The sequence below is a fragment of the Paenibacillus ehimensis NBRC 15659 genome, assembly GCF_004000785.1.
GTDB lineage: Bacteria > Bacillota > Bacilli > Paenibacillales > NBRC-103111 > Paenibacillus_G > Paenibacillus_G ehimensis.
Genome location: NZ_BILX01000052.1, coordinates 31,706 through 46,233 on the forward strand (window position 1 = coordinate 31,706; position 14,528 = coordinate 46,233).

15 protein-coding genes and 2 pseudogenes are annotated in these 14,528 nt (G+C 52.1%); all 17 read left to right on the plus strand.

Features of this window, described 5'->3' with window-relative positions; genetic code table 11:
- Positions 1-341: 341 nt before the first annotated feature.
- Positions 342-557, plus strand: a pseudogene (locus tag PEH01S_RS36215) (LysM peptidoglycan-binding domain-containing protein); the annotation flags it as partial.
- 4 nt (positions 558-561) lie between these two features.
- Positions 562-1,293 carry a hypothetical protein gene (locus PEH01S_RS23930; RefSeq protein WP_127488475.1) on the plus strand — a complete coding sequence of 244 codons (732 nt, stop codon included), beginning with the start codon at positions 562-564 and terminating at the stop codon, positions 1,291-1,293.
- Between the two features lie 6 nt (positions 1,294-1,299).
- Positions 1,300-1,599: a hypothetical protein gene (locus tag PEH01S_RS23935; protein ID WP_111154041.1), complete on the plus strand. Its 300-nt coding sequence runs from the start codon at positions 1,300-1,302 to the stop codon at positions 1,597-1,599.
- Positions 1,592-2,011 carry a hypothetical protein gene (locus tag PEH01S_RS23940; protein WP_127488477.1) on the plus strand — a complete coding sequence of 140 codons (420 nt, stop codon included), beginning with the start codon at positions 1,592-1,594 and terminating at the stop codon, positions 2,009-2,011. Before PEH01S_RS23935 ends, PEH01S_RS23940 begins: the two co-directional genes overlap by 8 nt.
- A 2-nt stretch (positions 2,012-2,013) precedes the next feature.
- Positions 2,014-3,150 carry a baseplate J/gp47 family protein gene (locus tag PEH01S_RS23945; protein ID WP_164828016.1) on the plus strand — a complete coding sequence of 379 codons (1,137 nt, stop codon included), beginning with the start codon at positions 2,014-2,016 and terminating at the stop codon, positions 3,148-3,150.
- A gap of 2 nt (positions 3,151-3,152) precedes the next feature.
- Positions 3,153-4,028, plus strand: a complete 876-nt coding sequence (locus PEH01S_RS23950; RefSeq protein WP_127488481.1) for a phage tail protein — start codon at positions 3,153-3,155, stop codon at positions 4,026-4,028.
- Positions 4,025-4,387, plus strand: a complete 363-nt coding sequence (locus PEH01S_RS23955) for a phage tail-collar fiber domain-containing protein (RefSeq protein WP_127488483.1) — start codon at positions 4,025-4,027, stop codon at positions 4,385-4,387. Before PEH01S_RS23950 ends, PEH01S_RS23955 begins: the two co-directional genes overlap by 4 nt.
- 29 nt (positions 4,388-4,416) lie before the next feature.
- Positions 4,417-6,084 (plus strand): C1q-like domain-containing protein, encoded by a 1,668-nt coding sequence (locus PEH01S_RS23960; RefSeq protein ID WP_127488485.1) that lies wholly within the window; start codon positions 4,417-4,419, stop codon positions 6,082-6,084.
- Between the two features lie 63 nt (positions 6,085-6,147).
- Entirely contained in the window at positions 6,148-7,260 is a 1,113-nt protein-coding gene (locus tag PEH01S_RS23965; RefSeq protein WP_127488487.1) for an acyltransferase family protein, read from the plus strand.
- A gap of 59 nt (positions 7,261-7,319) precedes the next feature.
- Positions 7,320-8,123: an N-acetylmuramoyl-L-alanine amidase gene (locus PEH01S_RS23970; RefSeq protein ID WP_164828018.1), complete on the plus strand. Its 804-nt coding sequence runs from the start codon at positions 7,320-7,322 to the stop codon at positions 8,121-8,123.
- A gap of 13 nt (positions 8,124-8,136) precedes the next feature.
- Positions 8,137-8,400 carry a phage holin family protein gene (locus tag PEH01S_RS23975; RefSeq protein ID WP_127488489.1) on the plus strand — a complete coding sequence of 88 codons (264 nt, stop codon included), beginning with the start codon at positions 8,137-8,139 and terminating at the stop codon, positions 8,398-8,400.
- 83 nt (positions 8,401-8,483) lie between these two features.
- On the plus strand, positions 8,484-9,188 hold the full coding sequence (locus tag PEH01S_RS23980; protein WP_127488491.1) for a DNA-methyltransferase: 705 nt from the start codon (positions 8,484-8,486) through the stop codon (positions 9,186-9,188).
- Between the two features lie 107 nt (positions 9,189-9,295).
- Positions 9,296-10,048 (plus strand): annotated as a pseudogene (locus PEH01S_RS23985) (ABC transporter permease); the annotation flags it as partial.
- Between the two features lie 11 nt (positions 10,049-10,059).
- Positions 10,060-10,923, plus strand: a complete 864-nt coding sequence (locus PEH01S_RS23990; RefSeq protein ID WP_025852447.1) for a carbohydrate ABC transporter permease — start codon at positions 10,060-10,062, stop codon at positions 10,921-10,923.
- An 87-nt stretch (positions 10,924-11,010) separates the two neighbouring features.
- Positions 11,011-12,552 carry an extracellular solute-binding protein gene (locus PEH01S_RS23995; protein ID WP_127488495.1) on the plus strand — a complete coding sequence of 514 codons (1,542 nt, stop codon included), beginning with the start codon at positions 11,011-11,013 and terminating at the stop codon, positions 12,550-12,552.
- A gap of 28 nt (positions 12,553-12,580) precedes the next feature.
- Positions 12,581-13,606, plus strand: a complete 1,026-nt coding sequence (locus PEH01S_RS24000; RefSeq protein ID WP_127488496.1) for a Gfo/Idh/MocA family protein — start codon at positions 12,581-12,583, stop codon at positions 13,604-13,606.
- A gap of 58 nt (positions 13,607-13,664) precedes the next feature.
- Positions 13,665-14,528, plus strand: an 864-nt coding sequence (locus PEH01S_RS24005; RefSeq protein ID WP_174807168.1) for an Ig-like domain-containing protein, incomplete at its 3' end; no start/stop codon positions are given.

Here is a 14,528-nt window from a genome sequence, read left to right on the forward strand (position 1 = left end):
AAGAGGAACTCGAAGGCGGCAAAAAGGTTGTTAATTACAGCTACAACCCGGCTACGATCCGGCTCAACCTGAAGCTGCTGAACGACGGCGACGGGACGGCGGAAGCAAAGCTCGCCACGATTCAAAAGGTGTTCCGCGCTTCTCCGTCCCAGAAAAAGCCGCAGACGTACAAGTTTGTGTCCAGTCACGCCAAGGCGCGAGGCATCGGTCAGGTCATGCTGATCCGCCTCCGCAGCCAGGATACGAGCATGAACGACATTATCTCGGTCAGCCTGGAGTTCCAAGCGACCGAATCGACGACCGTCTCGGTCCAGAAGGTGGCCGCGAACACCGGAGACGGCCAGCAGTACATCGTCAAAAAAGGCGACACGCTGTCGGCTCTTGCCCGGAAGTTCGGCACGACGGTCGATGCGATCGCGAAGGCGAACAACATCGCCAACGTCAACCTGATCTATATCGGCCAGCGGCTCACGATCCCGGCGGCCAGCAGCAGCCCGACAAGGCATGCAACTTCGACCGCAGCGGTGGATGACGCCGACGCGCCGAAAGTGAGGTGACGGCATGTTCCAACAAATTCGTATCGGGAACGTGGTCGTCTCAAGCGGCCTGAAGGAGCTTGATGTGTGGCGGTCGCGCAAAGACCCGGCGGGGTATGCCTCCTTCCTCTTCAAGGACGAAGTGGAGATCGACACGCCGCAAGGGGCCATCGTCGAAATCGACCTCGGATATGACGAATCGAACGCCGCGAGGGTGTTCACCGGCAACGTCAGCCGCCCGGATCAGGAAAGGATCATCGCCAAGGACAGCATGACGAAGCTCTTGCAAACGAAGGTCACGCAATCGTTTTTGCAAGCGACGCCGCAGGACATGATCCGATTCGGGCTGAAACTGGCCGGAATCGAGACGTATTCGATCGCTTCGCAGGCGTTCAGCCCGAAGGATCAGGTCGTCGCGAACTTGAACGTGCACGACATGATCAGGCAGCGCATCAACCCGTACTGGAACATCGACTTCGCGCCCTACTTCGACGCGAGAGACGTTTTTGTGTGGCAGCCGCTCGCAAGACCCAAAGAGATGTTTTTGTTCCAATACGGAGAGAACATCCTTGAAATGCTGGCCGACGGCGAGATCGGGATGTTCCGAACGGTGTTCGTTCCGGGCTTGGATCACTCGCAGTACATCACGATCTCGCATCCTCGGGCCAACGGGATCGCGCTGGTGGAGACGGTGCATCACTTCATCCAGGACGACAAGCTGCGCTCTGAAATCTATTACAAGTTGGAAAGCGAGTGATCATCCATGCCTGACGAATTGGACACGTTCAAAGAAGCGGTCAAAATCATTATCGAAAAAGAGTTTCCCGAACTTTTAAGCCCGGCACGGCACATGATGCGGGCGGTCGTGATTGGTGTCAAGCCGACCGCTTGCGATCTTCAGGTGCTGGCGGCAGACGGCTCCCCTCACCCGTCCTTTCCGCCGCTGCCGAACGTACCGGTGCCGATCGGGACGACCGTCCAGGTCGGAGGCAAGGTTCGCGTCGGTTTTTACTATGCCGACCCTGCCCTGCCCTATATCGACGAGGTATTGAACGATGCTTGACGAATGGGCGGACATCTACCTGGACGATGAGGGGAATTTCAAGGCATCAGCTGACGGCGACGTGCAGCTGGTGACGGGAAAGGCGGCGTATTTGCAGGATGTGAAGCACGAACTGGAGACGATCCTCGGATCGTATCCGTTCGACGAGACATACGGCACCCGCTTGATCATGTACCTGCAACGGGAAAACACCGAACTGTCCAGGCAAGAGCTCATCCAGGACGTGGAGGAAATCGTGCAACGGCACTCCTTCGTCGTTCCGGGCAGCGTGGACGTTCGGGCAAATTCGTGGACGCTGCGGGAAATCGAATTTAGCGTATCGTTCAGCGTTCAGACGCCGGACGGAATCGAATCGGCGGAACTGACGGTGCAGATCACCGTGGACGGCGTTCGCGTGGTAAGGAGTGAATGAACGTGGATGAAGACTTGATTCAAGCCAAAACCGAAGACGAGCTCATGGAGGAAGCGAAACAGCAGCTTCGCGATCAGCAATTCCCGGCGCGTTTGTTGCGCAAGGGCGGCGTGTTCTACACGCTGCTGGCGCTATTCTTCCGGGCGCTCGCTGCCCTGTACGGCTTGTTGCCGGTCATCGTCCAGCAAATGTTCGTGCACTCGGCAACCGGAAAATGGCTCGATGTCGCGGCGCGGGAATATGGCGTCTTCCGGAAGCAGGCCACCAAGACGACCGGCAAGATCACGTTCACACGCACGGACACGAGCCAGCGCGTCATCATTCCTGCCGGTTCAGTCTTTTCGACCGACCCCGATCTCGATGGTAACGAACGGAGGTTTTATCTCAAAGAGAACATCGTTCTGCCGGTCGGCGTTGCGGAAGTGGAAGGCGAGATCGAGGCCGAGGAAGCTGGGGCCGCCTACAATGTAGCCGCCGGAATGATCCGAAACATGCTTACATTCGTACCTTATGTCACCGTAACAAACGGAGAAAATTGGCTAGTGCGCGAAGGTACAGACGAGGAATCGGACGAGGATTTGCGGGAGCGGACGCTCAACCGTTGGGAGCAACTGTCCACTGGCGGCATAAGAGACTATTACCGGTCGCTTGTGGAATCGATTAACGGGGTTGTAGCTGTCCATATCGAGGATCAGCACCCGCGCGGAGAAGGAACGGCAGACATCATCATCACGAGTGTGGCAGGCGTCCCTTCCTCAACGATCGTTCAAGAAGCGCAGGATTTGATAACACAGTATGGTTCGTTGATCGGAGATATTCAGGCTTTTGCTGCCGAACCGGTGCAAATCAACATTGATGTCGTGCTACATTACGATTCCGAATATGCGGAAAGCGAAGAAATCCGACAGGTGGCGCTCCTTCGCATCCAGGAAATGTTTCGCTATGGCGCAGAGGATCGCGGTGACGGCATTCTGCATATCAATCCCCGGTATCCGTTCGACGTATCGCTTATATATGCGAACTTGCGAACGATTCCGAATGTCATCCAAGTGGACGTGCTTCAACCGACCAGCACGGTCGTCACCACCCGGCGGCAAGTGGCGGTATTGGGGACAGTAAACATCCAGGTGGTGGCTTAACCGTGAAAAAGTTTGCGGATGACATTTTTTCTTGGGCGCACGGAATATTCAAAAAGCTCCCCCGCAAGACGGATATGGACATCTACAAGCTGGCCGTCACGATCGGGAAGCTGCTCGACGATGCCAAATCCAGTATTTTTCGCCTTCGCGAGATTAAGTACATCTCGACTTCAACCGGCCGCGCGCTTGATCTGCATGGAATCGATCGAAAGATGCCTCGCTTGGCAGGTGAATCGGATGACAGTTATCGTCTTCGGCTCCTAACAGCTTATGATCTCTATCGTTTGGGCGGAACTGAGATCGGGCTGAAGAGAGTGCTTGAAGGATTGGGGTATCCGAACGCGACACTGTATCCGCTTTGGCGCGAGAAATACAAATGGTCGAACGATCCTGTCCCGGTTCCGCTAACGCCGGACGCCAACCCGGAATATTTGGGCAAATGGTCTCAATTCGTGATCTCGCTCAATGTGACTGATCGGGAGGTCACGGCCCAGCAACGCGCGATATTCCGGGACACGATCAACCGGGCTAAGCCAATTGAAAGCAAGTTGTTTCGGCTCATAAACGAGATTCATGTCGCCGAGTCGATCATTTATAGCGTTCAAAGTGACGGTATGTATATAAGCATGGCCGCCGCGATCTCATCACTTCCTGATATTTCAGCGGCCCCTGTTTTTCTAATCCAAGTGAGACAGTTCGTTATTGAAGATGATCGCCCGATCAAATATAACTGGAAGCTGTCCCGTCAACCGGCCCCTTTCAAGCTGAATGGTCTAATGAAGCTGGGGGCTCAAGCCATAGCGCACGGAGGACGGCATCGTCTTGGATTGACCATCTATCGTTCCGGTACTCAAACGGAAAGGAGTATTTTGATATGAGCGTAGCTGTAACGACCAAAACAGCGCGGCTGAAGCTTCTCGCCGCCAGGCGCAACGGCACAGCGCTAGAACCGATCACCCACATGGCTTTCGGCACGGGAACAACTCCCCCGACGGCCAACGATACAGCACTCGAAAACGAATTGATTCGTGTACCCGTCACACTCGGGACCCAACCGAACGACACGACTTTGGTCTATATTGGCACCATTCCCGAAAACAGCAGCGCTGACGGAGAAACTATAACGGAGGCTGCGATCTTTGACAGCGATGGGGATATGATCGCCAGAAAAGTGTTCGGCGGCAAATTCAAAGACCCGGATGACGTATTCGTTCTGGATTGGAACGAGGAGTTTTAACGGTTTGACCCGAGAAAGGAGGAAGACCAGTGGCTGACTTGATTGGAAATCCGTCTAAATTTCATGATCGTGTCGAGGAACTGACTGAGGACCATGATGCAGTTCCAGAAACCTGGAATCCTACGCATCAGAAATTTATCGATAATGACGTACATTTGAAATCAAAAATCGAGAATATTATTTCGCCCTCAGCAGTTTATTTCGATATGAAAGATAAATTTAGAGCTTGGCAAGGCGTGTCAACTGATGGAAATTTTATTTATGTGGTAACAGATCGCAATGAAAACTTTGAATTGGAGAACATCATCTCCGTTTATACGATGGATGGAATCTTCGTTAGTGAAAAGCGAAATGCGTATATTGGAACAGATTCCTCTGGAAGATTTATGTCATTTGGTGACTGCTCGGTTATTGATGGTTATCTTTATGTTCCTGTATACAACTGTAATAGCGGTGGCCCACCGCCTTTTGAAAGCAAAGTTGTGCAGTATTCCCTTCCGGACCTAAGCCAAGTCTCGGAAGTCGACATTGGTAGTGGAGTAGCAGAGTGTGTCACAAAACATCTAGATGACTTCTGGGTATGTTATCACGATCTAGCCGTTGTTAAAAGATTCAACAGCAATTTTACATTAAAGGAGACTTACAATCTGTCTCAAGAGTTGGGTACTGAGGGAGGCTATCAAAGTCTTTTATGGGTAGATGGCTTTCTTTATCTGAATTTGCATGGCTCCAATAATTATGGCATAGCCTATGCGCCTGGCCTCGATAAATATAGTTTTGATGGGACCAACTTTACCTTCGTTGAACGAATAAAACCACCGACTTATGGAGCAGGTCAAGGTATCTGCAAATTCGGTAACAACTATTATTGGAACGATCGTCCTGGCAACAAAATTATCATTACAAACTACTTAAAAAGAGGAAACTTGCTTCCATTATTAAGTGAATCAAGGACTGTTTTATTAGGGGATGTGGGCTTAGGAGTCGAACCACGGATTGTTCCTGTTGATGGTAGACGCTATTTGTCCATAAAAGGTGATAGTTCGCTTGGTGTCATAGAGCTAGGATCGGGGGCTGAAGATGCCGACATTCGTCCGGTAGGTACCATTCATTATGTTGATCTTAATTGTACCGGTGTGGAAAAACGAATCGGAAATATAGCCTACTACTTACAGGGGACAACACCAAATAATAGAGGCGGGCAGTTACGATTAGCTTTAAAGATGGATAACGGAGATAAATTGATTGATCGATTTATTATTCACTCTGACGGCGTGATGGAGGTCATTAACCAGTCAAGTTTCCGAGCATATCAAAGCGTTGCCCAAAGCTTAGCAGCAAATACAGAAACCAAGATTCTTTTCCAAACCAAGGATTATGATAATCAAAATGAATTTGACTCCACGAGTTCTGTATTTACTGCTAAAAGAGACGGAATTTATATGATTTCTTGTGGTGTTGGTTTCGACCAACCAGCGTCAAATAGGGTTATCCTTACAGTCCGAAAGAATGGACAAACTTATGAAATGCTTGCCGATGTTACCTCTACGGCAGCCGGTCATGCATCATTTACCGGCTCTACCATCGTAAAGCTTGCTGCTGGTGACTATTTAGAAGTTGCCATCTACTCTACTAATTCGGTAACTTGTTTTAATCATTCAAGTAGAACATTCTTCTCCGCTATAAAAATAGCATAGCTGTAATCGAGTTAGCGAATGGAGTTATGCTATGATTAACAAAAAAAGTATTGCGGAGGACGTATGAGAAATCTTGGACTTGATATGGCGAGAAGTCTGGCAATATTAATGGTTTTAGTAAGCCACAGCCGCATGTTCTTTACAAAGTTTGGAGATGTTCAGTCCCTATCTTTTAACGGCTTGCTTGGAGTGGAATTGTTCTTTGTACTGAGTGGTTTTCTAATTGGTGGAATCATTATACGGGATTTGATAGAAGGAAATGGTTCACTAATACAATTTTATTCACGGCGGTGGCTTAGAACACTTCCTGCGTATTTTCTTGTTTTAAGTATTGTGATATTAATCGCTGTTTGGAACCATCAAAAATGGTTTTATCAACATTTCTTATTTATTCAGAATTTTAATTATGAACAACTTGGCTTTTTCGGAGTATCCTGGAGTCTTTCGATTGAGGAATGGTTTTATCTACTAACTCCACCTTGCTTATTAATATTAACAAAGCTCGGGAAGGCAAATAGAAAGACGTTGTTCTTCGTATTTTGTATTAGTGTCATTCTTCTCTCTGTTGTAGCCAAAATTATTTACACGTACCAATACAATCCTCCTTGGGATGCTGGGATACGAAAACAAATTTTTTTACGAATGGATAGCTTAATGTTTGGGGTGATGTTAGCCGGAATAAAGTATTACTTCAAACCTTTTTATGAACGTGTCAGCAGCGCTCATTTATTCTGGGTGTCTCTGGCAATGGTCGTATCGATAGTCCTCTACTACGTAGTTGGACTGGATGGTGGCAGAGATAGAATAAATCATTCTATTATCGGCAGAACTATCCTCTTTGATGCCATTTCAATTGCATTTATGCTTATGATCTGGTCATTGGAAAAAAGTAAGAGGATAAATGATATCCAAGGAAGTTTGCGAAAAATATGCACTTTTTTAGCCGTAACAAGCTACTCTGTGTATCTTATTCATCTGGAAATTTTCTCTTTTGTTAATAGAAAAGTGGAGTCGGTTTACTCAATTCCGACAATGTTCCTAGTGTTATTCTCAACTTTAGTAACAGTTTTTATTTTGGCATATGGACTCCATCGTTATTGGGAAAAGCCATTCATGAATCTTCGAGAGAAGAGAATGGCGAGAATTGGTATACCAAAAAACAATTCCACTATCTAAACCATATAGACGATTATTTCGGGAACTAGGCATATCCAAACAGCAAGGAGTGAACGGAATTGTCGACACAACTGAAAGTCGCTATCGACGCAGGGCATGGGCCGGATACACCAGGCAAACGATGCCCTGACGACTCGATGCGAGAGTTTCAATTCAACAGCGTGGTTGCTCGTTATGTTAGGGACGGATTAAGTGATTATATCGGAGTGGAGACGATATTCACCCATGCGGATGACGGGAGCCGCGATGTTCCGCTTAAAGAACGGACGGACAAGGCAAATGCTTGGAAGGCCGACGTGCTTGTCTCCATCCACGCAAACGCCTACGGAAGCGACTGGAATGATGCGCAAGGCATAGAGACATATGTCTATACGACACGGCCAGCAGAAGCAGCCAAACTGGCAGAGGCGGTCCAGCGAAATCTTTTACTGGAGACAGGAAGGAAGAATCGCGGAGTCAAAGCGGACAACCTGCATATGCTTCGCGAGTCCAACATGACCGCAATTCTCGTGGAGTGCGGCTTCATGACGAACCGCGACGAAGCGAGGCTCCTCAAAGATGACGACTATCGCCGGAAATGTGCAATGGGAATCGTGGCCGGTATTGTTGAGGTTTACGGGCTTAAAAAGAAGGCTCCGAACCCGACTTCAACACCGATGCAGCCCGTCTATGGTGGTAAATTCAAGGACGTGCCGGACGATCATTATGCCAAAGGCGCAACGGAGCGTTTGGCTGCAAAGGGAATCATTAACGGTATGGCCGATGACCTATTTGGTTTCGGCAGATCGATCACTCGCGAAGATGTAGCCGTTATGGTGGACCGCGCGGTCACATACCTGGAACAAAAAATCTCACAGAACTAGGAGGGAATCTTCTATGAAAATCGACATCGGAATTTACGACACGACTCTGATCCCGGCCATGATCTTTATCTTGTGGATCATCGGCCAGGCTGGGATGCAGAAGCGCTTCCTGCCGATTGTGGCCCTTGTACTCGGTATAGTGCTCGGCCTGATCTTTATCGGGGCCACACCTGAAGGTGCGATCGCAGGCGTGCTCCTGGCCGCAGCAGCGGTCGGTTTCCATAGTGGTCCGAAAAACGTCCTTCAAGCGTTAAAGCAAACCGACAATACTCAATAATGAATTAATCTCCGACCCCGCTGATATGTCCGGCGGGGCTCCTTTAAACATCAAAACCAAACATATGTTCTAGGAGTGAAGACATGATTTATAACATGGATTGTATCGAGGGGGCAAAGCAGTTCATTGCGGACGCATCGGTGGACCTGATAATTACGGACCCACCGTACAATCTCGGTTTCGCAGGCACGACACAGACACGTAACAAAAAGCCGCGATTCAATATAATTGCAAACGACAGACTTTCACCAAGGGAATATCAGAGATTCACATTTCAATGGCTCTATCAGGCGTATCGTGTATTGAAACCGGGGCGTCATATCTACGTTTGCATTGACTGGCGCATGTATCCGTTCATGGCCCTTTGGATGAGGCGCGTGGGCTTCGTAATCAAGAATGTGATAGTATGGGATAAAGTGCAAATGGGGCTTGGTTATCAGTATCGCTTTCAACACGAGTTCATCATTTTTGCTGTTAAGGGTGAAAAGAAAGCAAGGCAAATACGGACGCGATCCGCGACAGACGTTTGGAGAGTACCCAAAATTCCGGGGAATAAGACCATTCATCCGACAGAAAAACCGTCGGAGCTAATGGACCGAATGATTCTTAACAGCAGCGAAGACAGAGAGTTAGTCGCGGACTTTTTCTCTGGTTCGGGACCAGTCGCGGAGGCGGTTATTAAACAAGGAAGAAGATTAATCGCTTTTGAGGTTGATCCGATGTGGTACGAGGTTTCGCGTGAAAGGATTGAAAGGACAATTCAAACCATTACATCGCAGAAGGATTAGGCCGATCGAACTGTGTTCGAGTCTGCACAACCCGATTACCGCCATTCTTTATTAACTGCTTTTCGCAAGTAACGTGAGATTTTTTCGCAAATTCACTGCGACGCTACAGCGAATGGGTCGGCTTCAAATATTACGAGATGTTTTTGAGCAACCCCGATTTTTTCAAGCTGCTGCGCAATACGTTTTTGCTCGGGCTGTATAAGCTGGTGTTCGGGTTTCCGGCGCCGATCGTTCTCGCCCTCATGCTGCACGAGCTGAAAAATGCCGTGTTCAAACGGTTCGTGCAGACCGTCAGCTATTTGCCGCACTTCATCTCGAACGTTATCGTAGCCAGCATGGTCATTATGTTCCTGTCGCCGACAGGCGGCGTGATCAACCATTGGATTCGCGCGCTCGGCTTCGAACCGGTCAACTTCATGATGGAGCCCGGCATGTTCCGCTCGATCTACGTGCTGTCGGAAATTTGGCAGCATATCGGGTGGGAGACGATCATCTATCTCGCCGCGCTGACCTCGGTGGACCCGGGATTGTATGAGGCCGCCGGCATCGACGGAGCGGGACGCTGGAGCAAAATGTGGCACGTCACGCTGCCCGGGATCGCGCCGGCGATTGTAATCGTATTCATCCTGAACGTGGGGAAAGTGCTGGAGATTGGTTTTGAGAAAGTGTTTCTGATGTATAATCCCGCGGTATACGAGACGGCGGACATTATCGGCACCTACGTGTACCGGGTCGGGCTTGTTCAAGGCAACTTCAGCTACGCCTCGGCCATCGACCTGTTCATGGGGGTCATCAGCTTGATCTTCATTTGTTCGGCGAATTACATCAGCCGCAAAATCAGCGAGCACAGCTTATGGTAGGAGGGGGAGGCATGCGCAAGTGGAGCTGGTTCGACGCGGTCAATATCGTACTGCTGCTCGGGGTGGCGGCGGCCACGCTGTATCCGTTCGTGTACATGGCGGCCGTATCGCTGAGCAAGGATATTTACGTCATGAGAAACGAAGTGTTCCTCTGGCCCAAAGGATTCAACCTGAACATGTACGAGGTCGTGTTCCGCGACAAGCAGATTTGGAGCGCGTACGGCAATACGATTCTATACGTGACCTTGGGGACGGCCGTATCGCTCGTCGTTACGTCCATGGGCGCATATGCGCTGTCCCGCAAGGATATGGTGTTCCAGCGGGGCTTTACGCTCATGATCGTGTTCACGATGTTTTTCAGCGGCGGGATGATTCCGACGTTTCTCGTCGTCCGCGAGCTCGGGCTTGTCGATACGATCTGGGCGATGGTGCTGCCGGGAGCGGTCAATACGTGGAACCTGATCATCATGCGGACGTTTTTCAGCGGCATGCCGAAGGAGCTTGAGGAATCGGGCCGGATGGACGGCCTGACCGATATCGGCGTCTTCGTGCGCATCGTGCTGCCGCTGTCCAAGGCGGTGTTCGCGACCATCGGCTTGTTCTATGCGGTCGCGCTGTGGAACAACTTTTACCTGCCGCTGCTATACCTGCGCCAGCCCGATTTGTTCCCGCTGCAGGTGCTGCTGCGCAACCTGATCCTTGCGGGGGCGGTCAATTCCGGCGAAGTCACCAGCATTGGAGGTGATAACCTGATCGTTGAGGATTCGCTCAAGTTCGCCACCATCATGGTATCGACCGTACCGATTTTGCTCGTTTATCCGTTTATCCAGAAATATTTTGTCAAGGGCGTCATGATCGGAGCGGTAAAAGGGTAACAGGCACCGTGCGGCGAATGGTAAGGCCAAGGAAGGCCGGATAGCACGGCTGACATTACAGGCATATAGAAGGGGAGGAAGCTTTCCATGAAAAAAAGTGCGCTTCTCACGCTCGCTGCGATTCTTGCGGCCACGGCCGCCGGCTGCAGCGGCTCGGAAACGGGCAAACCGCCGGCGGCGGACGCTGAAGGGGGCCAACAGCCCCCCGGGAAAAAAACGTTCACCGCCCTGCTGGACAATAACGCGACGTTCCCATACAGCAAAGACTGGCCGATCTGGAAGATGATCGAGGAGAAGACGGGCGCCCGCTTGGAGGTGCAGTTGCCCTCCGGCAAATTGAGCGATTCGCTCAGCCTGGTCGTCGCCTCCGGCAATATGCCCGATCTGCTCTATATGCCGAATCGGAAGAAGGAATCGAACAAATACGGCCAGCAGGGCGCGCTTGTCAACATTTTGGATCATCTGGACGTCATGCCGAACCTCAAGACATGGATGGAGAAATATCCGGAGGAAGCGAAGGCGGCCGTGGCGGCGGACGGGAAGATGTACATGTTCCCGAACCAGGGCTTCGGGGAAACGAACCGGATGATCTGGATGTACCGGGAGGACGTGTTCAAGAAGCACAATTTGACGCCGCCGAAAACGTACGACGAGCTGTATACGGTGCTCAAGAAGCTGAAGGAAGCGTATCCGGACAGCTATCCGCTGTCGTTCCGGTTTGGGCAAATTCCCGACGAGATGATGGCGCATTTTACGACCAATTTCCAGACCGGCGAAGACGTGTATTACGATTTCGATACGAAAGCGTGGAAGTACGGGCCGACCGAGGACAATTACAAGAAGCTGCTCGAAACGTTCCATAAATTCAATAAGGAAGGCCTGATTCAGCCCGATTTTCTGACCGTGCAGACGAAGCAGTGGCAGGACATGATGTCGACGAACAAGTCGTTTATTACGATCGACTACATCAGCCGGATCGATTTCTTCAACAACGCGATGCGCAAGGAAAATCCGCAGTACAACCTGCAGTTTATGGCTCCGCCGGCGGGGATGCCGGGCGGCAAGCAGTACAACCCGTACATGCATTTTCTGGAAGGCGGTCTGACCGTATCGTCCACGTCCAAGAAAGTGAAGGACGTCATGAAGTACATGGACTTCTTCTACAGCGAAGAAGGGCGCACGCTGGCCAGCTGGGGGAAAGAAGGCGAAACGTATGTAACGGAAGGCGGCAAGAAAAAGTTCAAGCCGGAATTCACCGATCTGACCGAAATGCGCAAGAAGACGGGGCTCGCCACGAGCGGCACGTACACGTGGATCGATTTCGACTCGCATCTGTCGCTGTTTACCCCTGATCTGCAGAAGGCGTATCAGGAGGCGCGGCAGTATGATCCTCCGGCGATGCAGCCGAGACCGGCCTTCACGGAGAAAGAGCTGGAAACGCTGTCGGTGACGGGAGAAGCCGTCAAGAAATACCGCGAGGAAAGCTTCGCCAAATTTGTGACCGGGTCCCGGAATTTGGCCGAATGGGATAAGTATGTGCAGGAGCTGAACGGGCTTGGGACGCAAAAGCTGGTCGATCTGTACACGCAAGCGTACCAACGGCTCGATGCGGCTGCGGCAAAAAAATAATACGTTATTCACGATGGAGGAGTATTCGATGAAACGCAACATTCGATTTGCCTTGGTAGGTACAGGCATCATCGCCGTGAACCATGCGAAAGCGATTGCCGCGCATCCCGAAGCGGAGCTCGTCGCCATCGCCGAGAAGGATGCCGACCGCGGCAGGGCGTTTGCCGCCGAGCACGGCATCGGGCAAGTGTTCGGCGATTACGAGCGGATGCTGAAGCAGGACGACATCGACGTGGTCTGCGTTTGCGTGCCGAGCGGGCTGCACGGCGACGTGACGATTGCGTCCGCGCAGGCGGGCAAGCACGTGCTTTGCGAGAAGCCGCTCGAAATCCGGCGGGAGAAGATGGACGAGATGATCGCGGCCTGCCGCAAGTACGGCGTCAAGCTGGGCACCGTCTTCCAGAAGCGGACGACGCAGCAGGCGGCGATCGTCGGGCGGGCGATCCGCGAAGGCAAGCTCGGCAAGCTGGTGCTCGGCGACGTATATATGAAATATTACCGCAGCCCCGAATATTACCGCAGCGCGGATTGGCGGGGCACTTGGGCGGTCGACGGCGGCGGCGCTCTGATGAACCAGGGCGTGCACGGTATTGACCTGCTGCTCTCGCTGATGGGCGACGTCGAATCCGTAATCGCCTACGCCGCTCCGTTGGTGCACGATATCGAGGTGGAAGATACGGCAGTGGCTGCGGTCAAATATAAAAACGGCGCGTTCGGCGTCATTCAGGGTACGACGTCCGTTTATCCGGGCGCGGAGATGCGGGCGGAAATTCACGGCGAGCTGGGCTCGATCGTGTTCGCCGACAGCGGATTCAAAGTATGGAAATTCGCCGGAAGCGACGAGGAAGCGCCGCAGACGGCAGGCCAAGCGGAAGGCAGCAGCGACCCGAGGGCAATTTCCGGCGACGGCCACTATATTCTCGTGGACGACATGATCGGCGCGATCCGGGAAGACCGCGACCCGCTCATTCCAGGTGAGGAGGGCCGCAAGGCGGTCGACCTGATCCTGGCGATCTACGAATCCGCACGCACAAGGCAGGAAGTCAAGCTGTAGCTTATTGTTTCGCTTCGTTTCGGGAAGTCCACTTCACATATAGGAGTTGGTGATCGGGATGTGGAAACGTCGTATTCGCTTGCATTTTGCGGTTCTCCTGCTGCTTTCGGGGCTATGGTCCGTCTTCGGTGCGCCGGGGACCGTCCCCCGGGCGCTTGCGGCAGCGGCTATCACCATCGACTCGCCTGCCGGCGGCACGCCGGTCGGCTCGGGGGAGATACGGATTTCGGGGACGTACCAGGACGTTTACGATCTTGTTCTGTTGATTGACGGGAAAAGGCAAGCCGAGGTCCGCAAGGAAGACCCGGACGGAAATGACAGCGGCAGCTGGTATTACGATCTGGATACGTCGGCGTTTAACGGTCCGGTTCGGATCATCGCCAAAGGGCTGGACGTGTCGACGCGCTACGGGGTTTGGAGTCAGACGCTAACACTGCAAGCGAGCAATCCGGCCCGGGCCGCTCCGGTTGTCCGGATCGTCAGCCCGCAGGAAGGGCAGCGGCTGACGGGCACGGTGCCGGTCAAACTTTCGGTAGACTCTCCCAATACGGTGCAGAACGTTTATGTCCGCATAAACGGCGGACCGTGGGAGACGGCTGACCGGTATGGGGACCATTATCAATATTTATGGCAGACGCAGGGCATCGGCGACCGGACGAGCAGCATCGAAGCCAAGGCGGTGGACGACCGCGGCAATACGGGCTTCAGCATGACGACTTACGCGCAGGTGGGCGCAGGGACGCACGAGCCGGTCACGGTGGAAAAGCAGGATCGCGCGATGTGGATTTGGGAGCCGGCTGCGTACAATCTGCTGCTGAATCCGGGCTCGCGTACCGTGCTCGACGCGATGGCGAAGGATACGTCAACGTTCGGCTCCGAGCCGATAACCGTATTTTATTTCGCCGTGGGCTCTTATGGCGGG

What these genes read in the sequence shown, in the direction of transcription:
- PEH01S_RS23930 (WP_127488475.1), top strand. Translation starts at nt 562, where the DNA reads ATGTTCCAACAAATTCGTATCGGGAACGTGGTCGTCTCAAGCGGCCTG.
- PEH01S_RS23935 (WP_111154041.1), top strand. Translation starts at nt 1,300, where the DNA reads ATGCCTGACGAATTGGACACGTTCAAAGAAGCGGTCAAAATCATTATC.
- PEH01S_RS23940 (WP_127488477.1), top strand. Translation starts at nt 1,592, where the DNA reads ATGCTTGACGAATGGGCGGACATCTACCTGGACGATGAGGGGAATTTC.
- PEH01S_RS23955 (WP_127488483.1), top strand. Translation starts at nt 4,025, where the DNA reads ATGAGCGTAGCTGTAACGACCAAAACAGCGCGGCTGAAGCTTCTCGCC.
- PEH01S_RS23965 (WP_127488487.1), top strand. Translation starts at nt 6,148, where the DNA reads ATGAGAAATCTTGGACTTGATATGGCGAGAAGTCTGGCAATATTAATG.
- PEH01S_RS23975 (WP_127488489.1), top strand. Translation starts at nt 8,137, where the DNA reads ATGAAAATCGACATCGGAATTTACGACACGACTCTGATCCCGGCCATG.
- PEH01S_RS23980 (WP_127488491.1), top strand. Translation starts at nt 8,484, where the DNA reads ATGATTTATAACATGGATTGTATCGAGGGGGCAAAGCAGTTCATTGCG.
- PEH01S_RS23990 (WP_025852447.1), top strand. Translation starts at nt 10,060, where the DNA reads ATGCGCAAGTGGAGCTGGTTCGACGCGGTCAATATCGTACTGCTGCTC.
- PEH01S_RS23995 (WP_127488495.1), top strand. Translation starts at nt 11,011, where the DNA reads ATGAAAAAAAGTGCGCTTCTCACGCTCGCTGCGATTCTTGCGGCCACG.
- PEH01S_RS24000 (WP_127488496.1), top strand. Translation starts at nt 12,581, where the DNA reads ATGAAACGCAACATTCGATTTGCCTTGGTAGGTACAGGCATCATCGCC.